The organism is Aeromonas sp. R2-3, from assembly GCF_040908375.1.
Classification (GTDB): Bacteria; Pseudomonadota; Gammaproteobacteria; order Enterobacterales; family Aeromonadaceae; genus Aeromonas; species Aeromonas veronii.
In genome coordinates, this window is sequence record NZ_JBFODP010000017.1 from 482789 (window position 1) to 505493 (window position 22705).

At 57.7% G+C, this 22705-nt stretch carries 18 protein-coding genes; 10 read left to right on the forward strand and 8 right to left on the reverse strand.

The window, feature by feature from the left end; genetic code table 11:
- Positions 1-21: 21 nt before the first annotated feature.
- Positions 22-1575, reverse strand: coding sequence for a PAS domain-containing methyl-accepting chemotaxis protein (locus tag AB5Z02_RS07825; protein WP_110302330.1), 1554 nt, complete (start codon positions 1573-1575; stop codon positions 22-24).
- A 203-nt stretch (positions 1576-1778) separates the two neighbouring features.
- Here AB5Z02_RS07825 and AB5Z02_RS07830 point away from each other — a divergent pair, with 203 nt between their 5' ends.
- Positions 1779-2489 (forward strand): HAD family hydrolase, encoded by a 711-nt coding sequence (locus AB5Z02_RS07830; RefSeq protein ID WP_368215797.1) that lies wholly within the window; start codon positions 1779-1781, stop codon positions 2487-2489.
- 125 nt (positions 2490-2614) lie between these two features.
- On the opposite strand, the gene AB5Z02_RS07835 is transcribed toward AB5Z02_RS07830, so the two are convergent.
- A complete protein-coding gene (locus AB5Z02_RS07835) occupies positions 2615-3685 on the reverse strand; it encodes a permease (protein ID WP_110302328.1) in 1071 nt (356 codons plus the stop codon).
- 106 nt (positions 3686-3791) lie between these two features.
- On the opposite strand from AB5Z02_RS07835, the gene AB5Z02_RS07840 reads away from it, so the two are divergent.
- On the forward strand, positions 3792-4106 hold the full coding sequence (locus AB5Z02_RS07840) for a helix-turn-helix transcriptional regulator (RefSeq protein WP_021230885.1): 315 nt from the start codon (positions 3792-3794) through the stop codon (positions 4104-4106).
- An 88-nt stretch (positions 4107-4194) separates the two neighbouring features.
- On the opposite strand, the gene AB5Z02_RS07845 is transcribed toward AB5Z02_RS07840, so the two are convergent.
- Complete coding sequence (locus AB5Z02_RS07845; protein WP_005352966.1) at positions 4195-5577, reverse strand: amino acid permease; 1383 nt, start codon at positions 5575-5577, stop codon at positions 4195-4197.
- A gap of 347 nt (positions 5578-5924) precedes the next feature.
- Here AB5Z02_RS07845 and AB5Z02_RS07850 point away from each other — a divergent pair, with 347 nt between their 5' ends.
- The gene (locus AB5Z02_RS07850) at positions 5925-6260 is read left to right on the forward strand and encodes a hypothetical protein (protein ID WP_100654026.1); all 336 of its coding nucleotides are present in this window, start codon (positions 5925-5927) and stop codon (positions 6258-6260) included.
- Between the two features lie 238 nt (positions 6261-6498).
- On the opposite strand, the gene AB5Z02_RS07855 is transcribed toward AB5Z02_RS07850, so the two are convergent.
- Positions 6499-7311 carry a pyruvate, water dikinase regulatory protein gene (locus tag AB5Z02_RS07855; RefSeq protein WP_064336694.1) on the reverse strand — a complete coding sequence of 271 codons (813 nt, stop codon included), beginning with the start codon at positions 7309-7311 and terminating at the stop codon, positions 6499-6501.
- 347 nt (positions 7312-7658) lie between these two features.
- On the opposite strand from AB5Z02_RS07855, the gene ppsA reads away from it, so the two are divergent.
- On the forward strand, positions 7659-10031 hold the full coding sequence (gene ppsA, locus AB5Z02_RS07860; RefSeq protein ID WP_368215798.1) for a phosphoenolpyruvate synthase: 2373 nt from the start codon (positions 7659-7661) through the stop codon (positions 10029-10031).
- Positions 10032-10098: 67 nt separating this feature from the next.
- Here ppsA and AB5Z02_RS07865 read toward each other — a convergent pair whose 3' ends face one another.
- Positions 10099-10557 (reverse strand): hypothetical protein, encoded by a 459-nt coding sequence (locus tag AB5Z02_RS07865; protein ID WP_368215799.1) that lies wholly within the window; start codon positions 10555-10557, stop codon positions 10099-10101.
- Between the two features lie 18 nt (positions 10558-10575).
- Positions 10576-12450 carry a S8 family serine peptidase gene (locus AB5Z02_RS07870; RefSeq protein ID WP_368215800.1) on the reverse strand — a complete coding sequence of 625 codons (1875 nt, stop codon included), beginning with the start codon at positions 12448-12450 and terminating at the stop codon, positions 10576-10578.
- A gap of 523 nt (positions 12451-12973) precedes the next feature.
- Between AB5Z02_RS07870 and AB5Z02_RS07875 the strand changes: the two genes are divergently transcribed.
- The gene (locus AB5Z02_RS07875) at positions 12974-13840 is read left to right on the forward strand and encodes a MetQ/NlpA family ABC transporter substrate-binding protein (protein WP_368215801.1); all 867 of its coding nucleotides are present in this window, start codon (positions 12974-12976) and stop codon (positions 13838-13840) included.
- Positions 13841-13925: 85 nt separating this feature from the next.
- Here the strand turns inward: AB5Z02_RS07875 and AB5Z02_RS07880 are convergent, their stop codons facing one another.
- Together AB5Z02_RS07880 and AB5Z02_RS07885 are read right to left on the reverse strand one after the other, a co-directional pair.
- Entirely contained in the window at positions 13926-15776 is a 1851-nt protein-coding gene (locus AB5Z02_RS07880; RefSeq protein WP_368215802.1) for a DUF3413 domain-containing protein, read from the reverse strand.
- Positions 15777-15823: 47 nt separating this feature from the next.
- Positions 15824-16051 carry a YejL family protein gene (locus AB5Z02_RS07885; protein WP_005333874.1) on the reverse strand — a complete coding sequence of 76 codons (228 nt, stop codon included), beginning with the start codon at positions 16049-16051 and terminating at the stop codon, positions 15824-15826.
- Between the two features lie 73 nt (positions 16052-16124).
- Between AB5Z02_RS07885 and yejK the strand changes: the two genes are divergently transcribed.
- From yejK to AB5Z02_RS07910, 5 genes are all read left to right on the forward strand, one after another.
- Positions 16125-17174 (forward strand): nucleoid-associated protein YejK, encoded by a 1050-nt coding sequence (gene yejK, locus AB5Z02_RS07890; protein WP_368215803.1) that lies wholly within the window; start codon positions 16125-16127, stop codon positions 17172-17174.
- Between the two features lie 408 nt (positions 17175-17582).
- Positions 17583-18764, forward strand: coding sequence for a maltose/maltodextrin ABC transporter substrate-binding protein MalE (gene malE / locus AB5Z02_RS07895; protein ID WP_005333871.1), 1182 nt, complete (start codon positions 17583-17585; stop codon positions 18762-18764).
- A gap of 75 nt (positions 18765-18839) precedes the next feature.
- Positions 18840-20492, forward strand: coding sequence for a maltose ABC transporter permease MalF (malF, locus tag AB5Z02_RS07900; protein WP_005333870.1), 1653 nt, complete (start codon positions 18840-18842; stop codon positions 20490-20492).
- A gap of 12 nt (positions 20493-20504) precedes the next feature.
- Positions 20505-21395 carry a maltose ABC transporter permease MalG gene (gene malG / locus AB5Z02_RS07905; protein ID WP_005333868.1) on the forward strand — a complete coding sequence of 297 codons (891 nt, stop codon included), beginning with the start codon at positions 20505-20507 and terminating at the stop codon, positions 21393-21395.
- A gap of 68 nt (positions 21396-21463) precedes the next feature.
- Positions 21464-22600 (forward strand): ABC transporter ATP-binding protein, encoded by a 1137-nt coding sequence (locus AB5Z02_RS07910; protein WP_005333867.1) that lies wholly within the window; start codon positions 21464-21466, stop codon positions 22598-22600.
- The last annotated feature ends 105 nt before the right edge of the window (positions 22601-22705 follow it).

A 22705-nucleotide genomic window follows, 5' to 3' on the forward strand; every position in this document is an offset into this window, starting at 1 on the left:
TTATATGTCATCTGATTGCTGCTATCCAAACGTCCGGCTTAAGTCCTTGAGCTGGCTCGCTTTACTCTGCAAGTTGGCACTGGTTTCACTCACCTGATCGATTTTGAGACTGTTATCGTGAGAGAGCGAGGATATCTGGTTGATATTGCGACTGATCTCCTCGATGACCGCTTGTTGCTCGGTGGCAGCGGCGGTGATCTGGTTGGAAAAATCAGAGACCTTGTCTATCTCGACCACAACCTGATTCAGGTTGCCGGTGCTTGCCCGGGTGGTGGCGAGGCAGGCGTTGGTTCTGGTCACATTGAGATGCATCATCTCTTTCCATCCCCCCAGGGTTTGCTGGATATGGCCAATGCTGTTCTGGATCTGCTCTGTCGCCTTGTGGGTTCTGGTCGACAGGCTGCGAACCTCGTCCGCCACCACTGCAAAGCCGCGCCCCTGATCGCCTGCCCGTGCGGCTTCGATGGAGGCATTGAGCGCCAGCAGGTTGGTTTGATCCGCAATGCCGCGAATTTCGCTCATGATGGTGCCGATCCGCTCGGATTCGCTCGCCAGCTCGACAGCTGACTGGAAGGCTTGCTCTGCCTGGGTGGCCAGCGCCGACATCTCTTCTCCTGCTTCCGAAAGTTGGGTGCTGGTGGTGATGCAGTGGCTACGGGCCTCTTCAATCTGGCTGTTGCTGTCTTGAATATTGCGGTTGATCTCCTCGGCGGCCGAAGCCATCTGGGTGACGGCGGTGGCAATCTGCTGGATCTGCGTGTCTTGCGAAGAGATATCCTGGCTGGCCAGCGAGGCGGAGCCGCGCAGGTCATTGGCCATGGCATTGAGCGAAGCCGTGGTGTCATCCACCCGGCCGAGCACGGTACGGATCCTCGCTTGCCCGAGTTTGATATGGAAATCGGCGATGCTGTGGGGGGCATCCCCCGAGAAGATAAGGCGGCTGATGCTGTCGTAATCCTGCTCGAGCTGCTGCAAGAATCGCGGCGTGAGGAAGAGAGGGTGGCGATTGAACCAGATTGTTGCCAAGAGGGGAATGATGACCCAGAGCGCCTGCAGCGGTGAGAGCAGCCAGAGCGCGCTGATCACGCTGACGAGCAGCAGGGGGATGGTCATCATGGCCGGAGTGAGCTGACGCAGGCCCATATGAATGGCAGAGCCGGTTTCACGGGCTTTAAGGGTTTTGTACATCTGGCTGGCACGCGCTTTGTGCTCTGCGGCGGGGCGGCAGCGGACGGATTGGTAACCCACCATCTTGCCATCTTCATAAATCGGGGTGACATAGGCATCAACCCAATAATAGCGACCATCCTTGCAGCGGTTTTTTACCATGCCTCGCCATGGTTTGCCCGCCTGCAGGTGGGCCCAGAGATCGGCAAACGCTGCCTTGGGCATGTCGGGGTGGCGCACCAGATTGTGATGTTGCCCCAACATCTCTTCCAGGCGATAGCCTGCCACCTGACAAAACGCCGGATTGGCGTAGGTGATGTCCCCTTTGAGATCGGTCGTCGATACCAACTGGATATCGTCGGCAAATTCAACTTCGGTATCTGTGGTGTGGAGCGAGCTGGTTACCATGATCAGACTCCGGTTTCGGCGTAACGGAATACTTCGTCTGAGTATGGCAGAGGATGTTCATTTATTGTGTTGTTGCACATTAACTCTTGTGCTACTGCGTGGGGACGGGATGGGTCTCACATTTTTACAGCGCGGTTTGGCGAGGGGAGGCAAGCCAAGTAACATGGCGTGACTTATGGCTGTGCAGCGAGACAGGTAACGCAATGAAGTTGGATGCGATTTTATGGGATTATGACGGTACTCTGGTCAATTCGGTGCCGAAGAATATCGATATCACCAAGCAGATCCTGGCTGAGGTCGCCCCCCATCTGACCGGAGAGCATCTGCCGCGCTATCTGCGCAGCGAAGTGGAGTATCACCATGCCAATCACGCCGCCAAGAACTGGCAGGCGCTCTATATGGATTACTACGGTTTGTCGCGGGACGAGATGGTGCTGGCTGGCAGTCTGTGGGCCAAGCATCAGGAGATGAACCGGACCGAGGTGCGTTTTTTTGCGGGGCTGGAGGCGGTGATTGACCATTTCTCTGCCATTCCCCACGGAATTTGTTCGCAGAACGCCCAAAAGAACATTCGCCGCGTACTGGAGCAGCATGGCGTGAACAGCCTGTTCAAGGCTGTGGTCGGCTATGATGACGTGCCCGGACAGCAGCAAAAACCCAATCCTTACGGTGGCCTCAAATGTCTGGAGTCTATCTTTGGCCCAGCCAGGTGCCAGTCGCTGATCTATATCGGTGACCATGAAGCGGATGTGCAGTTTGCCCGTCATTTGCAAGCGGCGCTTGGCGAGCAGAGCCGTGTGATCTCGGTGGCTGTCGCCTATAGCCGCGCGACCCCGGAGCGCTGGGAACACCAACCCGACCATATCGCCCGTGACGTCGAGGATCTGCTCCCCATCGTCGGGCAATATCTGTAACGCCGGTTGCAGATTGCCGTACGGAATAGACAAACGCCGATCAGTTGATCGGCGTTTGTCTATGGGAAGCCTGATGGTTTCACACTCAGCTGGCTTAACACCCTGTCTGTTTAATGATGGGCGACTTAAAACAGCAGTTGCGTCAGGTAGCCCATCAGGATCGCCATGCCGAGAATCACGGTAAGGAAGGCCGCAATCATCGGGGTTCTGAACATGGATTTGAGCAGGATCACCTCGGTCAGACTGGCACCGGCACTGCCGATGATCAGCGCCATGACGGCGCCCATCCCCATCCCTTTGCCCAGCAGTACCGACGCCAGCGGGATCACGGCCTCGGCGCGGATGTAGAGCGGGATCCCGACGATGGCGCTGAATGGAATGGCCAGCGGGTTGTCGGCGCCGGCATGGGCGGCGATCCACTCGGCCGGAATAAAACCGTAAATAAACGAGCCGATGAGCACCCCCAGCAGCAGGAAGGGCAATACCGCTTTGAACTGCTGCCAGGCATCGATGCGAGCTTTGACCCAGGCGGTGGGGAGCTGTGGCGCTCTGGTCAGGGCAGCCGTGCCATCGCCGCAGCAGGGGAGGGTGGCCTGTTCTGCCATCTCTGGTTGCGGAGCCGGGCAGCACGCTGCCCCGTTGAGGGGTTTGATTGCGCGAATGGCGCCGCGTTGGTTGTCACTGCAATGTGCTTGAGTGGTGGCGCGGGTCGCCGGGCCACAGTCGCTACCGCAAGAGGGGGTGGCCTCTTTGGGGTCGATGACATGGCGCTCGAATCCCAATCTGTCGAGCAGCATGCTCGCCATGACGGAGACGCTGGCGGCGATCACGGCGTAGAGCAGGGTCACTTTCCAGCCAAAGGTGGCCCACATCAAGCCGACGATGATGGGGTTCAGCAGTGGCGAAATAAACAGGAAGGTGAGGGTGGGGCCAAAGCCAGCCTTGGCCGAGAGCAGCCCTCTCAGCATGGGGATGGTGGAGCAGCTGCAAAAGGGGGTGACGGCACCGAGCAGGGCCGAGAGCAGATAGCCCTTGCCATGTCTCGCTCCCAGCATCCGCTGGATCTTCTCGTCGGGGATCTTCTGACGGATCAGGCTGACCCCGGCGCTAATGACCAGAAACAGAACCGACAGCTCGACAGCCAGAAACAGGAACATCTGGGCTGCATCGGTCAGCATGGTTAACCACTCATTCATTGTCGTATCCTCACTTGGTTTCTATATTTCCAAAATAATCGAAATGAATGGCCGGTCAAGATATTTCTGGTATTATCGAAATATCAAGTTTGTGGAGGGCGCAGAGATGCAACTGGAAGAGGTCGCCAAGGCATTGAAAGAGCTGGGTCATCCGACCCGGCTGTTTATCTTCAAGCATCTGGTCAAGGCGGGAGAGCAGGGGCTGCCGGTGGGTGAGCTGCAAAAGCAGCTGGCGATCCCCGCTTCCACCCTCAGCCACCATATCGCGGCGCTGGTCTCGGTGGGGCTGGTGAAGCAAAACCGGGAGAGTCGCACCCTGCTTTGCGTCTCTCAATACGCGGTGTTGGAGGAGATCATCGCCTTTTTCCGCGACGAATGTTGCGTCAACAGCCCGGAGCATCGGCAAGATCTGCCTTCCTGAGGGCTATGGCTGCTAGTAGTGCTGCGCGCAATAAAAAAACGCCGATCATGTGATCGGCGTTTTGCATTGTTTTTCTCAGCTGCGGGTATTAACCCAGATTGGCTGCAACCTTGCTTTGAGCTTGTCCTTTGCGCTTGATGACAAAGCCAATGCCCAGTACCACCAGCCAGGCGGGGATCAGTTCGACCGAGATGCGGAAATCCGGGGTCATATACATGATCACCAGGATGCCAGCCATGAACGCGAGGCAGAGATAGTTGCCGAAGGGGTACCAGAACGCCTTGAACTTGGGCTGGACACCCTCTGCGACCTTGGCCTTGCGGAACTTGAGGTGCGCGAGGCTGATCATCGCCCAGTTGATCACCAGTGCGGAGACCACCAGCGCCATCAGCAGGCCGAACGCCTTGCCCGGCATCAGGTAGTTGATCAGCACGCAGAGCAGAGTGGCGATGGCCGAGACCGAGAGGGCAACCAGCGGCACGCCGCTCTTGTTGGTCTTGAGCAGGGCTTTCGGGCCGTTGCCCTGTTTGGCCAGACCGAACAGCATCCGGCTGTTGCAGTAGACGCAGCTGTTGTAGACCGACAGTGCCGCCGTCAGCACCACGATGTTGAGTACGGTGGCGACCAGATTGCTGTCCAGAGCGTGGAAAATCATCACGAACGGGCTGCCGCCTTCCACCACTTTACCCCAGGGGTAGAGGGACATCAGGATAGCCAGGGCGCCGATGTAGAAGATGAGGATGCGGTAGATCACCTGATTGGTGGCCTTGGGAATGCTCTTCTCGGGGTTGTCCGCTTCCGCGGCGGTAATGCCCACCAGCTCCAGACCGCCGAAGGAGAACATGATCACCGCCATCGCCATCACGAGACCGCTGATGCCGTTGGGGAAGAAGCCGCCCTGAGCCCACAGGTTGGTGACGCTCGCCTCGGGGCCGCCGGCACCGGAGAGGAGCAGATAGCCGCCAAAGCCAATCATGCCGATGATGGCGACCACCTTGATGATGGCGAACCAGAACTCCATTTCGCCAAACGCTTTGACGTTGGAGAGGTTGATGGCGTTGATCAGCACGAAGAAGAAGGCTGCCGACATCCAGGTCGGGATCTCGGGCCACCAGTACTGGACATAGATGCCCACCGCGGTCAGCTCGGCCATGCTCACCAGCACGTAGAGCACCCAGTAGTTCCAACCGGACGCAAAACCGGCAAACTCGCCCCAGTATTTGTAGGCAAAGTGGCTGAATGAACCCGCTACCGGCTCTTCCACCACCATTTCGCCGAGCTGGCGCATGATCAGGAAAGCGATAAAGCCGCCGATGGCATACCCCAGCAGGACCGAGGGGCCTGCCATCTTGATGGTTTGGGCAATGCCCAGAAAAAGGCCGGTGCCGATGGCGCCGCCCAAAGCAATCAACTGAATGTGGCGGTTTTTAAGGCCGCGCTTCAGCTCCTCACCGTCTTGTTTCAAATCCATGGGTCTGTCCTTACGTCTCTGTTGTCTCTGGTCGGTGTTGGGCTCATCCTGAGCAGGCCGCAGTGCGTAGCCAAAACCTGACGAAAGTTGTATTTATTTCGTTACGCCATGCCGTTTTCAATTTTTAGTGTTGGCTGGCAACCGAAGCAGAATAGTGATAATCCGCCATGAATGCACCTGTTTTCCATCTCTAATGGCCGTGTTTTGTACCAAAGGCAGCTTTTTCATGATCTGAAGAGGCTTGCTGGTAGTTTTTGGTTGATGTTTGTGCAGTCGAATTCTGTTTGATTGACATTTTGTCTTGTTGGTGTGCTTTTGTGGTGCCAAGCCACAAATGGATGCAAATGATGCCAAACAAGCGAGAGTACAGGGAAGAGTGCAGGGAGTTGGAGTACAGAAAGCGCGAAAGCGTGCTGCAACAAGGGGTTGCCCAGGGTGTACTGGTGGCGCTCTGGTTAGGGATTGCCGCCAGTCCGCTGTTGTTGCTGGTGGCCGCCACCATGCTGCTGGGCTGGCTCTCGCTCGGTGATCAGGGGTTGCTGCACTACTGGCAGTCGCTGCTGCTGGTTGGCGGGGTGACGGGGGCGCTCGTTGGCGGCTGGCTGGCGGAGCGGGTTCGCCTGCGCCACGGTTTGCTGGCCTTCTATGCCCGGTTGATGAACAACCCTGAGCTCAATCGTTAGTTAACTCTGGCTGTTTGCCGAGCGCAGCAGAACGGAATCGAATAGCGGCTAACTGGCAGCAGGTGACAAGGCACAACGCTAAGGTCGACAAGAAGAGGGATAAGCATTTGTGGTGCTTATCCCTTTTTTATCCACGCTTTTCACTGTCATCTATGTGAATTGCAGTTCGCCACAGCTGACTTTCGCCGCGACACTGTAATTTTTATCTTTTGTTGATGCCGATAGCTGTCAAGCTGGCTTAACAGAGCTGGCGGCGCAGACCGGTCGCCTCGAGGACCTTGGCGCTGATCTCCTCCACCGAGTGGGAGCTGGTATCCAGGAAGCGGATCGCCTCCTGGCGAAACAGTCGCTCCACGCAGGCCAGCTCCTGCTCGCACTGTTCGATGGAGGAGTAGCGGCTGTTAGCGCGGCGCTGGTTGCGGATCTCGTGCAGCCGCTGCGGCGCTATGGTGAGGCCAAACAGCTTGTGACGGTTGGCCTTGAGGGGGGCGGGCAGCTCCAGCATCCCCATGTCCTGCTCGATAAAGGGGTAGTTGGCGGCGCGAATGCCGAACTGCAGCGCCAGATAGAGGCTGGTGGGGGTCTTGCCGCAGCGGGAGACCCCGATCAGGATGATGTCCGCCTCATCGTACTCTTTGGTGGTGATGCCATCGTCGTTGGCCAGTGCGAAGTTGACCGCCTCGATGCGATCGTCATAGAGCTTGCGGTTCTCCATGCCGTGGGTGCGGTGGAGGCGGGGCTCGGCTTTGACCCCCAGCTCCTGCTCCAGCGGGCTGACGAAGGTGTTGAGAAAGTCGTGGCCGCACGCTTCCGATTTCAGTACCTCTTCCCGTACCTGCGGGTCGACGATGGTGTGAAACAGGATGGGGCGTACCCCGGTCTGGCGAAACTGCTCGTCGATCCGCATCCGTACCTGACGGGCTTTCTCCAGTGTCTCCACAAAGGGGATAGTGATCTGCTCGAAGGCCAGCGGAAACTGGCTCAATACCGCGTGACCAAACACTTCGGCGGTGATTGCGGTTCCGTCTGAAACATAAAATACGGTGTGCACGTAGGGCTCCTGTGATACCGCGGGTGGGGTCGCATGGGGTAAGGGGGGAGAAGTATCTCCCGAAACCATACCAGTTTTGTCAACCGGTCTGCTGTGCCCAAGTTGTGAAGTGGCTTGCAAACCTGAATCGTTATCTTTTTGTGTCGCCATTGTAGAATGTTCCGGTCATTCGACCATCCCCAACGCTTGCTCGGGGATTTTTTTGAAAACCAGTAGAAAACGTTTTCATGGTCGTTGGCAACAAAAGAAACAGACAATAACGCACCTGACTTACCCATAACCTCATCGATTAAATCGGGCGCACGAGGTGCTATGGCATCGGTGCCCACCAACCTGGAGACATCCAAGTGCAACAGTACGTGCTCTGGTACGAACAACTCGGAATGCAGGACGTAGAACGAGTTGGCGGCAAGAACGCATCCCTTGGCGAGATGATCAGCAACCTCTCTGGCGCCGGCGTATCCGTGCCGGGGGGCTTTGCCACCACCGCCTTTGCGTTTAACGAGTTTCTGGAGTCAAGCGGCCTCAACGGCAAGATCCACCATCTGCTCGACAATCTCGACGTGGACGATATCGCCGCCCTCAACCGGGCCGGTCAGCAGATCCGCGACTGGGTGATCGAAGCCCCGTTCCAGCCCGAGCTGGAGCAGGCGATCCGGGTTGCCTATGAAAAGTTGAGTGCCGGTGTCGAGGCCTCGTTTGCGGTGCGCTCCTCCGCCACCGCCGAAGATATGCCGGACGCCTCCTTTGCCGGTCAGCAGGAGACCTTCCTCAACGTACGTGGCATCGATGCCGTCATGACGGCGGTCAAGCATGTGTTTGCTTCTCTGTTCAACGATCGCGCCATCTCCTATCGGGTGCATCAGGGCTACGACCACAAGGGCGTTGCCCTCTCGGCCGGGGTGCAGCGGATGGTGCGCTCGGATCTCGCCGCCTCCGGCGTCATGTTTACTCTGGATACCGAGTCCGGCTTCAACGACGTGGTCTTTATCACAGGAGCCCATGGTCTTGGCGAGATGGTGGTGCAGGGCGCGGTCAACCCGGACGAGTTCTATGTGCACAAGCCGACCCTCAAGGGGGGGCGCCCGGCGGTGGTGCGCAAGACCCTCGGCTCCAAGCTTATCAAGATGACCTACTCGGACGATGCTGGTCACGGCCGTCAGGTGAAGATTGTCGATACCAATGAGGCCGAGCGTAGCCGCTTCTGCATCAGCGATGAGGAGGTGATGGCGCTGGCGAAACAGGCCCTCATCATCGAGCAGCATTATGGCCGCCCGATGGATATCGAGTGGGCCAAGGATGGTCAGGATGGCCAGCTCTATATCGTGCAGGCGCGCCCGGAAACCGTGCGCAGCCGCCAGGAGGCTAACACCCTCGAGCGTTTTGCCCTCAAGCAAGCGGGCAAGGTGTTGATCGAGGGGCGGGCTATCGGCCACAAGATTGGCGCGGGCCCGGCACGGGTCATCTCCTCCATCAGCCAGATGGACGAAGTGCAGCCCGGCGATGTGCTGGTCACCGACATGACCGACCCGGACTGGGAGCCCATCATGAAGCGGGCCTCCGCCATCGTCACCAACCGGGGTGGTCGCACCTGTCACGCCGCCATTATCGCCCGCGAGCTGGGCATTCCGGCAGTGGTGGGCTGTGGCAACGCTACCGATCATATTCAGCCGGGCCAGCGGATCACCGTCTCCTGCGCGGAAGGGGATACCGGTTTTATTTATGACGGCGAGCTGGACTTCGATGTGGCGGTGACCGAGGTGGGCAATATGCCGCGCCTGCCCATCAAGATCATGATGAACGTCGGCAACCCGGACCGCGCTTTCGACTTTGCCCAGTTGCCCAATGCCGGGGTAGGGCTGGCGCGTCTTGAGTTCATCATCAACCGGATGATCGGGGTGCACCCCAAGGCGCTGCTGGAGTTTGACCAGCAAACGCCAGAGCTCAAGGCCACCATCGCCAAGATGATCGCCGGTTACGACAGCCCGCGAGAGTTCTACGTGGCCAAGCTGACCGAGGGGATCGCCACTCTGGGTGCCGCCTTCTGGCCGGAGCGGGTGATCGTGCGGATGTCAGACTTCAAGTCCAACGAGTACGCCAATCTGGTGGGCGGTCGTGGCTACGAGCCCCACGAGGAGAACCCGATGATCGGTTTTCGTGGCGCATCCCGCTACATCGCCGACAGCTTCCGCCCCTGCTTTGCACTCGAGTGCGAGGCGATCAAGCGGGTGCGCGATGTGATGGGGCTGACCAACGTCGAGGTGATGATCCCCTTCGTGCGCACCGTGGGCGAGGCGGAGCAGGTGATCGACATCCTGGCCGAGAACGGTCTGCGCCGTGGCGAGCGGGGGCTCAAGGTGATCATGATGTGCGAGATCCCGAGCAATGCCCTGTTGGCAGACAAGTTTTTGGAGCACGTGGACGGCTTCTCCATCGGTTCCAACGACATGACCCAGCTCACCCTTGGGCTGGATCGGGATTCCGGGCTGATTGCCCATCTGTTCGACGAGCGTAACGAGGCGGTCAAGGCGCTGCTGGCGATGGCTATTCAGGCTGCGCGCAAGGCGGGCAAGTATGTGGGGATCTGTGGCCAGGGGCCATCCGATCACCCGGACTTTGCCGCCTGGCTGGTGGAGCAGGGGATCGATTCGGTGTCGCTCAACCCGGATACCGTGGTCGATACCTGGCTCTATCTGGCGGAGCAGCATGGTGCCAAGTAAGTCACTGTCAAAATGAGCAGCAGAAAGGGGGCCATAATGGCCCCCTTTGTTATCTGTGTGTCGCGACCTATTTCGGCTGCTGTTCGGCCCCCGACAGCTCGATCTGCACATTAACCCCTTCGCTCTTGAGCTTGGTGGCGATGGCGTTGAGATCGGTGCCCGGTTTGGCCTCCAGCAGTGCGATACCACCGCTGCTCTGCTTGAAGTTCAGGCCGTGGCGAGTCGCCAGCGCCTTGGCGCTGGCATCGTCAGCTTCCACCAGCAGGGTGCCGCTTACAGTCAGCTCCGGGCTAGCGGCCCCTTGCATCAACACGTCACCGCGGCGCAGGGTCTGTTGCGGGATCTTGCTGTCAAGGCTGCGGGCGACCCGCTTCTTGCTGCCGTTGTCAGGAATGAGGTAGGTCTGGCCGTTCACCTCTATGGTGCTGTACTGCTTGCCATCCATGGTGACGGACTCCTGGGCGCAGAGCTGTCCCGAGAGGGGGGCCAGCAGGGTTGCCAGAAGCAAGGTAACAGGTTTGTTCATGGTAAGACTCCTAGCGTGTTAGCTGCGGTTGGCATCGTGACCCAGGACCCGCAGGGACCATGAGATCAGCTTGCCCGGTTGGCGATTGTTGCGCTCGGTCAGGGTGGTACGCTCACGGGTCTCGCGATTGAGCAGAGAGACCTGACGGGTACCGTTGGCAACGTCGGTCACTTCCAGTCGCCATGTGCCTTGCGCCGATTCGCCGTAGAACTTGTTGGATAGCATCCGCATGTCACGCAATCCCTTGGTTCGTACAAAGCCCAGCTGCTGCTGGTCGAGAGATTGGCCGACCAGGCTGTTGAAGGGGCTCAGCAGGATGCTGCGGGTGCCGGCGGGGGAGACCAGTTCGATCAGCAGATCGGGCAGGCGCTGATGATCCAGACTCACCATCACCTGAACCGCTTCTACCGTCAATGGTGTCGCGATGCGTGTTGTCGAGCTGGTCGGGCTGTTGCCCACATCCGGGATGGCGGCGGCACTGCCAGTGACATTGATCTTCTGCCATGGCAGTTGCACCAGCGGGGGCAGGGGCTGGTGATTGGCTGCCAGCTCAAGGGCCTTGTTGACGTCGATCAGACCAAAACCATAAGTCGGGCTGAACCACATGCCGGCGGCATTGCGCTCCCACCCTTCCAGCCCTTTCACATCACGCACCTTGCCGGTGCTGCTGGTGTAGCTGACCATCACAGGTTTCTGTGTGGCATCGACCCGGGTTGCGCTGCGCGCCAGCAGATCCCGCAGGTCACGTACCGACAGATCCGGGTAGGCGGACATCAGCAGCGCCATGGCGCCGGAGGTGCTGGGGGTGGCGGAGGAGGTGCCGTTCATCACACCGTTGTAGTCGCAGCTGGCATCCAGTTGCGAGTTGCCGTGAAGCCGGTTGGTGCTGGGATCGTCGGTGCGGTTGTAACCCATGTCGCAGCCGGGCAGATCCGTGGTCACCATCGCCGGAGCGTCGGTACCGTACTCGCCGCCGGTCGCGCTCAGGAAGATGTTGCTGCCGACGCTGGAGTAGGAAGATCTGACGCCATCGGCGTTGAGAGCGCTCACCACCAGGTTCCAGAAGTTGCTGTTGGAGGGATCGAGGTTGCTGTTTTCAAACGGCAATTTGGGGCCATTGCCGGTGCGGTTAAGCACATAGCCGCCCGCCGCTATCTTGTTGAAGCCGTTGCCGGCGGCCTTGATATAGGCCGCGCCCTGCGCCTTGAGGGTCTGCTGTTCAAACAGGCGATCAAGCTGGGATTGATCCAGAGAGTTGGCAGAGCGGGGATCCACCACACTCATGCCGTAGCTCTGGTTGAACACTCGGTTATCGCGGCTGGCATCGCTGTCGCCAAGGGCGTAGAGCCAATCTTTCTGCAACTGCTGGCTGTTGTCGTCCAGCAGGTTGAACCCCTGAAGCTGGGCTCGCGGGGCAATCCCCTTGGTACCGATGACGTTGTCTACCGCCGCAATAATGCCGGAGACCGACGTGCCGTGGGCCGTATCCGGATCGGTCGGTGTCGGGTCATCGCTGCCGGTTACCACGTTTTTCGACCCCGGACGCACGTTGTCCGCCAGATCCGGGTGGGCGATGGCCAGACCATCATCCACCACGGCCACATTGACTCCCTGGCCCAGCACGCCGGTGCGATGAGCCCACCAGAGGTTGAGATCATTGCCCGCTATACCGCCACGGGCGCTGAATCCATCCTGGCCGCTGTTGAGCAGATACCACTGCTGATCCTGCAGGGGATTGGCACCTGGCAGGCAGCGCTCGGTGCTGCTGCGTCCGATATCCATGCCGCTCTCCTTGCCGGTGAGCGGCGCACAACCTTCATTTGCCTGAACGAGCGCACTGGGCAGGGTCGACAGCAGTGCTGTGATCGCCAGTGCTAACGATGTTTGCTTCATTATTTTTTTAACTCCATCTTGGATCGCACTCATCCTGAGTGCGACGGAAATCTATACACGGGTGGTAGGGGTTCAAAAAGAGCCATTTTCAAAAAACGCAATGAGGTTCAAAGAAATCCGATCTGGTTTATGGTAGGTATTCCAATGACGCTGATTATGTGTTTTATTGAGAATGGTTCTCACTGCTCGCTACTGATCTTTTTATCTGTAATTCACTCCTCTCGCGACTCTCCTTTGCCGCAGCCATCTCGATTCGGGGCAATCCCGAGGGGAGCTCGTGCGCTCTTGAACGTGAGAGGCATGGTTGTGTGTGCCAATGTGAGTGCAGCTATGCATTCGGGGGTGACAGCAAGGGTGATGAGGTGGGACCAGCGGTTTATTGCTTGGCGGCAGTGGATGGCTCTGTTATGGTAACCAAAATAGCCGTTTGGATGGCTAGATTGCTGCGGTTTGAGGGGCTTAATCTCTGAGAGCCACCCCGCCGCAGTCCCATAGCTTGATGCGTACCTGACAGGGAGTCCCTATGCCGTTTCGTTCCTTCTTATCTTCTCCTTTGACTGCTTCCTTGCGCGCCACTGCTGGCGCCAGCACCTTTATTGCCGCGATAGCGGTCGGGAGCCTCTCTTTTTCCGCGGTTGCCGCCGATGCGCCCTTGCCGACCAAACAGGAGATTGTGATTGGTACCACGGTGGGGGATTTTGCCGACATGGTGACCGATTCCATCAAGCCGCAGCTGGAGGCCAAGGGGTACAAGGTCAAGCTGGTGGAGTTCACCGACTATGTGACCCCCAATATTGCTCTGGCTGACGGATCACTGGATGTGAACTGTTTCCAGCACAAACCTTATCTGGAGAGTTTTGCCAAAGATCGCGGCTTGTCGCTGGCGCCCATTACCCAAGTGCCAACCGGTCCGATGGGGCTCTACTCCGGCAAGTTGGCAGCACTCGACAAGGTGAAAGAGGGGAGCACGGTGGCCATCCCCAACGATCCCACCAATCAGGCGCGGGCGCTGCTGATGCTGCAGGATCTTGGTTGGCTCACTCTCAAAGAGGGGATAAACCCGCTCAAGGCGAGCGAGTTTGATGTGGTGAACAATCCGCACAATCTCAAGCTGGTACTGCTGGAAGCCGCGCAGTTGCCCCGCTCGCGGGAGGATGTGGACTTCTCGGTGATCAACGGTAATTTTGCCGCCTCCAGCGGAATCCCGTTCAGTGAAGGACTGTTTCTGGAGCGCAGCTACGATTTTATCAACTGGGTGGTGGTGAAAAGCGCAGATGCGGAGCAGCCGTTTGCCAAAGATGTGGCGGCAGCCTACAACTCGGCGGCTTTCAAAGCCTATGCAGCCAAGCGTTTCGTCGGCTACAAGTACCCGCAAGGGTGGGGTGGCTAACAGTCGTGAACGTGGCCCGGCTATACAACGAAAAACGCCCCGAATTCGGGGCGTTTTTTATGGTATCAAGCCATCAACGGGCGCTTCACTGGTTGCGATAGAAGCGGTTCAGCTCGTTCATCACCTGGATCATGGCGCCCATATCCGGGGTGCCGTGCTTGATCGGGCGATAGCTGTTGCGCTCCAGCAGTTCGAAGTCACCCTGCTTGTTGAAGTGGGTGATGGTGTCCCCTTCATAGATGGCGAAGTCATTCTGATCCCCGGCCAGCAGCCAGTTGCGCGGGCTGGTATCAAACAGCGAGCGGCCAACGCTGTAATCGCGCGCCGGATTGCGCACGCCCAGCATCCCCTGCATCAGGGTCGGCGCCAGATCGAAATGGCTGCTCGGTTGTTCCCGAACGTCACTGCCGCGCCCCGGCCAGGCCAGTACCAGCGGGACCTGCACCTGATAGGGTGAGTAGTTGCTGCCTGCGCCCCAGCTGTTGCTGCGGGTGTCGTTGAACTCCTGACCGTGGTTGGAGGTGATGACGACGATGGTGTTGCTGTCCATCCCCTGCGACTGCAATTTGGTCAGCATCTGTTCAAGCAACTGGTCGGTATAGAAGACCGAGTTCTTGTAGCGGTTCTCCAGTTTTTGCAGGTTCTCCGCCCGATAGGCGGTCGCCGGATTGAAGTTGGCGAGCTCCGGTTGGAACGGCCCCTTCATGGTGGCGGGCAACTGGTAGTCGCCGGGGCTCGAGAGATAGACCAGCGAGAACCAGGGACGCTCGGGAGAGCGCTTCTCCAGCCACTGCTGCCAGTCGGTCAGCAGCTTGCCATCGTCACTCTGCTCGGAGACAAACACCTGTTTGCGCAGACCGGCGAGGATGCTCTTGCGATACTTCTGGGCATCTTCCATCGCGCCGAATAGCCCGAACTGGTAATCCTGGCGCAGCATCTCGTCGAACAGCACCGGCGGACGCTTGTCGCTGCTGATGTCCTTGTAGTAGTGGCCGGGCAACCCGTAGAAGAGGCTGAACATCCCCATCAGATCGTCGTTGCCACCACTCAGGTGATTGCGGAACGTCAGATGCTGATCCGCATAGCGCTGCAGATTGGGCATGTTGATGTTGTTGAGCATGTCAAAACGCAATGAGTCGACCACCACAATCAGCAGATTGTGGTGAGTCAGGGGGGCGTTGACGTTGAGCGGGCGCAGCGGATAGTGCATCCGGCTGTCGCTGTTATCCCCCTGGGAAGCAGCCTGCTTCTCGTATTGATCCAGATCCAGCCAGCCATGTTTGGCCAGGAAGGAGCGGGCCGTCATGGGGTAGGAGAGGGGGAAGTTGGCTCTCTGCATGGTGATGGGCTGATAGAGGGTCGCATCCGCCCAGCTGTTGACCACGTGGGTCAGAATAAAGCAGATCAGCAGGGCCAGCCCCACCTGATTGCCGTACTGGCGGCGCTTGCGCTTGTTGATCTTGCGCCAGACATAGGCCGACAGCAGCAGTTGCAGCAGGAAGATGGTGGGCACGGCAACGAAGATGATGCTCCAGATTGAGCCCTCTTCGGTCTGCGCCTGATCCAGCAGCAACTGCCATACCTGACTGTTGAGGTGGAACTTGAACAGCCGGAATACCTGGGTGTCGATCAGCAGCAGCACCAGCGCCAGGGTAGCGATGATGGCCGAGATGAACCGCAACGACTTCTCCTTGGGCAGCACGAAGCTGAGCGGGAAGATCGTCAACAGGTAGGTGACAAAACTCAGAAACGAGAAGTGGCCAATCCAGCTTACAACGAGATAGATCACGCCAAGCGTGGTCGATGGCCAGCTGATGGCACCCAGATAACGGGTGGCGATGAGCATGGCCAGAATAATGTTGAAGAAGGAGAACCAATGCCCCCAGGTGATCAGGCGAGAGACATTATCACGATAGGGGTTACCGGTTTCGACCATAGTGATCCATCTGCGTTGAGAAACGTCAAATCAACAGAGTCGGGGACTCAGTGTGCGTCGTGGCGATTATCGACCGATGCGGTCAGGGCTTGGACAAACTTTTCAGTGATGGCCTGGCGCTGGGCCGGTGCCATACCGTTGATGATATTGGTGGTCAGATTGCCAAGCACCATAAGGCTGAGATCCACCGGCGCTTTATGCTTTTCCAGCGCGGTGATCAGGTCGTTCATCAGGGCGTCAAATTGCTCGTTATTGTACTTTGATACGATAGGCATAATCTTCAGTTCATCTCGGTTCAAAGCGCCTTATAATACTTCACCCTTTCGGCTAACACTATGGCTTTGTGACATGAGTCTCGATATCGACAAGATCATTCTTCACTCCTTGCGCCAGGGCGGCGATGGTCAACCCCACGCCGATACCCGCAGCCAGACCCTGCCCCCTGATGAGGCGGTACAGGGACTGATGGCGGAACTGCATCGGATCTACAACGGCAAGGGCGGCAAGGGTTTTGGCTTCTTTGCTGACCCCGAGGCCGCCGTCGCCGAGCTGGCCGACGGTGAAGAGGCTCCCAAGCAGCCTTCACCCGCGTTTCGTATCGCCCTCGAACAGCTGCTCGACGAGCAGACCGAATTCGTTCCCTTCTCGGTCACTGTGACCCAGATGCTGGTCAAGCAGCTGGTGGAGCACGCCCTCGATGAGCAGGGGGTGCTGCTGTTTGCCAAATACAATTATGTCGGGGTCGATTATCTGCTGATTGCCCTGCTGGAGGGCAAGGAGAGCGTCACCGTCAGCGAAGCGCTGGAATTGCTCCATATCCAGTATCTGGATATCGGCAAACTCAATCTGGTGGCCCGCATTGATTTGACCGAGTGGAAAACCCAACCAGATTCGCGCCGCTATATCACCTTCAGCAAGGGGCGCATTGGTCGCAAACTGGGTGATTTCTTTATGGATCTGCTGGGTGCCCGCGAGGGCATGGATGCCAAGGTACAAAATAAAGGCTTGCTGCAGGCGGTCGAAGATTATTGTGACAGTCGTCAGCTCGAACCGACCGAGCGCAATGACTATAAAAAGCAGGTCTTCAAATATTGCACCGAACAGGCGAGCGCCGGTGAAGAGATCGAAATCAAGGAGCTGTCTGCAGAATTGCCCGGCGACGGTGACCTCGATTTTTACAGCTTTATTGGTCAGGAGTATGAGCTGGAAGAGCGTTTCCCTGCGGATCGCTCTACCTTGCGTGGTTTGACCAAGTTTGTCGGCTCCGGCGGCGGTCTGACTCTGAGCTTTGAGCAGAAGCTGTTGAACAGCCGGATCTTTTACGATCCCCAGACCGACACCCTGACCATCAAGGGTGTGCCGCCCAATCTCAAGGATCAGCTGCTGCGCCAGTCGTAGTCATGCTCCCGAGTGTGATCAAGTCGTCATTTCTGGCAAAAAGAGACTCCGCCCCGGCGGGGTCTCTTTTTTTATTGCGCCCGGGCAGACCTCGAAACTGGCGCGGTACTTTGTTAACAAATCAAACAAAATAAACCACCTGAAAGGGTTTTCATTGAGGTGAAAACCCTTTCACTTGTGAAATTTTATTTCATTTTGGTAATTATTTTTCTGTGGTTGTCTGGAATTAAGCCGATAAATGGCCGTAATTCCCTGAAATAAGAAAATGTTTTCAAAACTTTCTGGAAGGAAATACGTAATTGCATTTCAAAAATGCGAGTTGCGTCATGTGAGCCGTTTGCCGCTTGGGATAATATTCATCTCGCACACAATGCTCTTACAGCGCGGAACTAATACAAGGAAAGGCTCATGAAAAAGAAATTGCTGTCATCCCTGATCGGTCTGGCCACTCTTGGCGTCGCTTGCTCTGCTACTGCTGCCATCGATGAAGGCCAGCTGACCATCTGGATCAACGGTGACAAGGGATACAACGGTCTGGCTGAAGTGGGTAAGAAGTTTGAAGCAGAAACCGGCATCAAGGTTACTGTGGCTCACCCGGATCAGGTTGAAGTGAAATTCCAGCAAGCCGCCGCCACTGGCAACGGCCCGGACATCTTCTTCTGGGCTCACGACCGTTACGGTGAGTGGGTCAAAGCCGGTTTGCTGGTTCCGGTAACGCCGAACGCTGCCACCAAAGGCAAATTTGAACAGCTGGCATGGGATGCCATGACTGTTGATGGCAAAACCTATGGCTACCCGGTTGCCATGGAAGCTGTCAGCCTGATCTATAACAAAGACCTGCTGCCCGAGCCGCCGAAAACCTTCGAAGAGATCGCCAAGATTGACGAGACTCTGAAGAAAAACGGCAAGCGCGCCATCATGTGGGCTTATGACACCCCCTACTTCAGCTATCCGCTGGTGGCTGCCAACGGTGGTTACGCCTTCAAGAAAACCGCTACCGGTTATGACGTCAAAGATACCGGCGTGAACAACGCAGGTGCCAAGATGGGCGTGGGCTACATATCCGAGATGATCAAGTCCGGTCACCTGGAAAAAGGCATCGACTACGGTGTGATGGACGCCAAGTTCAACAAGGGCGAAGTGGCCATGATGATCAACGGTCCCTGGGCCTGGAGCAACCTGGACAAGAGCGGCATCAAGTACGGCGTAGCGCCGCTGCCGACCCTGAACGGCAAGCCGGCCAAAGCCTTCGTTGGCGTACTGGGTGCCACCATCAACGCTGCCAGCCCGAACAAGGATCTGGCTATCGAGTTCCTGGAAAACTACCTGCTGACCGATGCCGGTCTGGCGCCGGTTAACGCCGACAAGCCGCTGGGTGCCGTTGCGCTGAAATCCTTCCAGAAGACCCTGGAATCCGATCCGCACATCAAGGCCACCATGCTGAACGCCCAGGCTGGCGAGCCGATGCCATCCGTTCCCGAGATGAGCCGTTTCTGGTCTTCCTTCGAAACTGCCCTCAAGAACGTGACCTCCGGTCGTCAGGGTGTTGACGAAGCTCTGGATACCGCTGCCAAGCGTATCGTTCAGTAAGCACGCACTACCCGGGAGGCCGCCATGGCCTCCCACTCTCTCAAATCTCTCTTGGCGTTATAAAGGTTAATTGGCATGGAAGTAGTACCTTCTGTTGAGTCCTATGCCGGTCCGAAGGATAAGCACACCTGGCTTAAGTGGACCATAGCGGCCCTGGTTGCCATCCTCAACGGCTACGCAGCCGTGATGATGTACGCCAGTGGCGAGTGGGTATTCGCGCTGCTGGATCTGGTGGTGGTTTCCGTCGGTCTGTATGTCTTCATGAACAAGAAGACCTATGCCCATCGCTACATCTTTCCGGGTGTTGCGGGCATGGTTGTGTTTATCATCTTCCCTCTTGCCTACACCATTGGCATTGCCTTCACCAACTATTCGGGGTCCAACTTGCTCTCCGTGGAGCAGGCGCGGGACTACCACCTGAAGAAAACCTACAAGGTGGCGGGCGGTGAATTCGATTTTACCCTGCTGGGTGGCGACAACGGCCAGTTCCAGCTGCTGCTGACACAGGATGATCAATCCTTTATCAGCCAACCTGTTTCCCTGATGACCAACAAGGCCCGTGAGCTGGCGTCCCGCGAGGGCCGTGTGCAGAACACCCAGCAAGTGGTCGAGCTGCAGCCCTTCACCGGCGAAGCGGCCAGCAAGGCCGCACCGATCCGCGCCATTGTTGAGCATCGTACTCACCTGAGTGACCTTGATCTGGTGCTGCCGGATGGCGGTACCCACCTGACCCTGAGCAGCCTGCGCAAGTTTGCCGCCCAGAAGCAGCACTACACCCGTCTGATGGATGGTGCCGTGCTCAAGTCCGGCGTGGTGATCAAAGACAGCAACCTGCTGCGTGATACCCAGAATGGCGAGCTGATGCTGCCCAATGGTGAGACCGGCTTCTATCAGTACATCGACGAACAGGGTCAGTTTGTCGGCAAGGGTATTGCTCCGGGCTTTGTGGTGAGCGTCGGTTGGAAGAACTTCGCGCGCATCGTCACCGATCCGGGCATCCAGTCACCCTTCCTGCAGATCTTCATCTGGACCGTGATCTTCTCAACCTGCTCCGTCGCTTTCACCTTGGCTATCGGTATGGTGCTGGCCTGTCTGGTGCAGTGGGAAGAGCTCAAGGGGCGCGGTTTCTATCGGGTCATGTTGATCCTGCCCTATGCGATCCCGGCGTTTATCTCCATCCTGGTGTTCAAGGGGTTGTTCAACCAGAACTTCGGTGAGATCAACATGTTCCTGGAAGCGGCATTTGGCATCAAACCGGACTGGTATACCAACCCCTTCCTGGCCAAGGTGATGATCCTGATTGTCAACACCTGGCTCGGCTACCCCTACATGATGATCCTCTGCATGGGCCTGCTCAAAGCCATTCCGGAAGATCTCTATGAAGCGTCCGCCATGGACGGTGCCGGCCCGGTACAGAACTTCTTCAAGATCACCGTGCCGCTGCTGATGAAGCCGCTGACACCGCTGTTGATTGCCTCGTTCGCCTTCAACTTCAACAACTTCGTGCTTATCCAGTTGTTGACCAACGGTGCGCCCGACATCATCGGCGCCAGCACCCCGGCAGGTACCACCGACCTGCTGGTGAGTTATACCTACCGGATTGCGTTCCAGGGATCGGGTGGTCAGGACTACGGTCTGGCCAGTGCCATCGCCACAGCTATCTTCCTCATCGTAGGTGCGCTGGCGCTGCTCAACCTGAAATTGTCCAAAGCCGACAAGCAGCTGTAAGGAGGCTTCAACATGGCAATCGTACAACCCAAATCAGTCAAATACCGGGTGTGGGCAACCCACCTGGTCATGTGGGGCTTCCTGGCGCTGATCATCTTCCCGTTGATCATGGTTATCGCCATCTCGTTCCGTAACGGTAACTTCGCGGTAGGGGAGATCATCCCCTCCAATCCGACGCTGGATCACTGGAAGCTGGCGCTGGGCATGTCTATCACCAACGCCGACGGCAGCATCACGCCGCCGCCGTTCCCGGTGCTGACCTGGTTGTGGAACTCCATCAAGATCGCCGGCATCACAGCCCTGATGATCGTGACGCTCTCCACCACTTGTGCTTACGCCTTTGCCCGCCTGCGCTTTCGTGGCAAGTCCACCATCCTGCAGGGCATGCTGATTTTCCAGATGTTCCCGGCAGTGCTGGCACTGGTAGCCATCTACGCGCTCTTTAACAAGATTGGTGACTACATCCCCTGGCTCGGTCTCAACACCCACGGTGGCCTGATCCTGGCGTACATGGGGGGGATTGCCCTCCACGTCTGGACCATCAAGGGCTACTTCGAGACCATCGACTCCTCCCTGGAGGAGGCGGCGGCCATCGACGGTGCGACCCCGTGGCAGGCATTCCGTCTGATCCTGTTGCCCCTGTCGGTGCCCATCCTGGCGGTAGTGTTTATTCTGGCCTTTATCGGTTCCATTACCGAGGTGCCCATGGCCTCCATCCTGCTGCAGGATGTGAACAATCTGACCCTGGCGGTCGGGGCCCAGCAGTACCTCTATCCGCAGAACTATCTGTGGGGTGATTTCGCGGCGGCCGCAGTGCTCTCCGGTTTCCCCATCACAGTGGTCTTCCTGTTGGCACAGCGCTGGTTGGTTGGCGGTCTGACTGCTGGTGGTGTGAAAGGTTAAGTTTATGGCCGGGGGAGCTCACTCCCCCCGCTATCACGATTTGCAAAGATTCAAGAGCGGAGCTCGTCATGGCTGAAGTAGTACTCAACAACGTTCGCAAAAATTACGATCCGGCTGTTCACAAGGACACCCTGCGCAACATCAACCTCTCCATCAAGGAAGGGGAGTTCATTGTCTTCGTCGGCCCGTCAGGCTGCGGTAAATCCACCCTGCTGCGGATGATCGCGGGTCTGGAAGACATCACCAGCGGTGAGCTGACCATCGGCGGTCGCTACATGAACGACGTGCCGCCGGTAGAGCGCAACGTCGGCATGGTGTTCCAGTCCTACGCCCTCTATCCCCACATGAACATCTACGAGAACATGGCCTTTGGTCTGAAGCTCAAGAAGATGGACAAGGAGAACATCCACAAGCGGGTGATGCGCGCCGCCGAGATCCTGGGTCTCGAGCCGCTGCTGGACAGAAAGCCCAAGGCGCTCTCCGGTGGTCAGCGTCAGCGGGTCGCCATCGGTCGCTCCATCGTGCAGCAGCCACAGGTGTTCCTGTTTGACGAGCCGCTCTCCAACCTGGATGCCGCGCTGCGGGTCAAGATGCGGATCGAGATCGCCAAGCTGCACAAAGAGCTTAACTCCACCATCATCTACGTGACCCACGATCAGGTGGAAGCGATGACTCTGGCCGACAAGATTGTGGTGCTGAGCCCGCTCAAGGCCGAAGCTGCCACCAACCTGGAACAGTTCGGTTCACCGCTGGATCTCTACCACAACCCGGACAACAAGTTCGTGGCGGGCTTTATCGGCTCTCCCAAGATGAACTTCCTGGCGGGCGAGTTGCTGGAGATTGGCGAGCAGGAGTGCCTGGTCAAGTTGACCTCTGGCGATACCGTGCGTGCCCGGGTCGATGCCCGCAGTGGCGCTGTGGGTGACAAGGTGGAGCTGGGCATTCGCCCCGAGCACCTGATGCCGCTGGATCACCCCCATGCGCACAGCAAGGTGAGCGGGATCGTGCAGGTGGCCGAGCACCTGGGCGCCGAGTCCTTCGTTTATATGGATGTGGATGGTCACGACTTTACCGTCAAGGCTACCTCGGATGTGGATGTGGCGACCGGTCAGACCTACAGCGTGGGTATCCCGGCCGAAGCCTGCTACCTGTTCGATGCCAAGGAGCAGGCGTTCCCACGGACCGCCAAATATATCCGTACCTGATTTTTTGTTGTGCTGGTTTTCCTTTCTTAATAATCAATGCCTTTTTGCCGGTCGTCAGACCGGCTTTTTATTGCCTGCGATTTGAACATGCAGGTAGGCAAGGTA

Bases quoted from the DNA above. Each gene is read 5' to 3' on its own strand.
- AB5Z02_RS07825 (WP_110302330.1), bottom strand. From the start codon at position 1,575: ATGGTAACCAGCTCGCTCCACACCACAGATACCGAAGTTGAATTTGCC.
- AB5Z02_RS07830 (WP_368215797.1), top strand. From the start codon at position 1,779: ATGAAGTTGGATGCGATTTTATGGGATTATGACGGTACTCTGGTCAAT.
- AB5Z02_RS07835 (WP_110302328.1), bottom strand. From the start codon at position 3,685: ATGAATGAGTGGTTAACCATGCTGACCGATGCAGCCCAGATGTTCCTG.
- AB5Z02_RS07840 (WP_021230885.1), top strand. From the start codon at position 3,792: ATGCAACTGGAAGAGGTCGCCAAGGCATTGAAAGAGCTGGGTCATCCG.
- AB5Z02_RS07845 (WP_005352966.1), bottom strand. From the start codon at position 5,577: ATGGATTTGAAACAAGACGGTGAGGAGCTGAAGCGCGGCCTTAAAAAC.
- AB5Z02_RS07850 (WP_100654026.1), top strand. From the start codon at position 5,925: ATGCCAAACAAGCGAGAGTACAGGGAAGAGTGCAGGGAGTTGGAGTAC.
- AB5Z02_RS07865 (WP_368215799.1), bottom strand. From the start codon at position 10,557: ATGAACAAACCTGTTACCTTGCTTCTGGCAACCCTGCTGGCCCCCCTC.
- AB5Z02_RS07870 (WP_368215800.1), bottom strand. From the start codon at position 12,450: ATGAAGCAAACATCGTTAGCACTGGCGATCACAGCACTGCTGTCGACC.
- AB5Z02_RS07875 (WP_368215801.1), top strand. From the start codon at position 12,974: ATGCCGTTTCGTTCCTTCTTATCTTCTCCTTTGACTGCTTCCTTGCGC.
- AB5Z02_RS07880 (WP_368215802.1), bottom strand. From the start codon at position 15,776: ATGGTCGAAACCGGTAACCCCTATCGTGATAATGTCTCTCGCCTGATC.
- AB5Z02_RS07885 (WP_005333874.1), bottom strand. From the start codon at position 16,051: ATGCCTATCGTATCAAAGTACAATAACGAGCAATTTGACGCCCTGATG.
- yejK (WP_368215803.1), top strand. From the start codon at position 16,125: ATGAGTCTCGATATCGACAAGATCATTCTTCACTCCTTGCGCCAGGGC.
- malE (WP_005333871.1), top strand. From the start codon at position 17,583: ATGAAAAAGAAATTGCTGTCATCCCTGATCGGTCTGGCCACTCTTGGC.
- malF (WP_005333870.1), top strand. From the start codon at position 18,840: ATGGAAGTAGTACCTTCTGTTGAGTCCTATGCCGGTCCGAAGGATAAG.
- malG (WP_005333868.1), top strand. From the start codon at position 20,505: ATGGCAATCGTACAACCCAAATCAGTCAAATACCGGGTGTGGGCAACC.
- AB5Z02_RS07910 (WP_005333867.1), top strand. From the start codon at position 21,464: ATGGCTGAAGTAGTACTCAACAACGTTCGCAAAAATTACGATCCGGCT.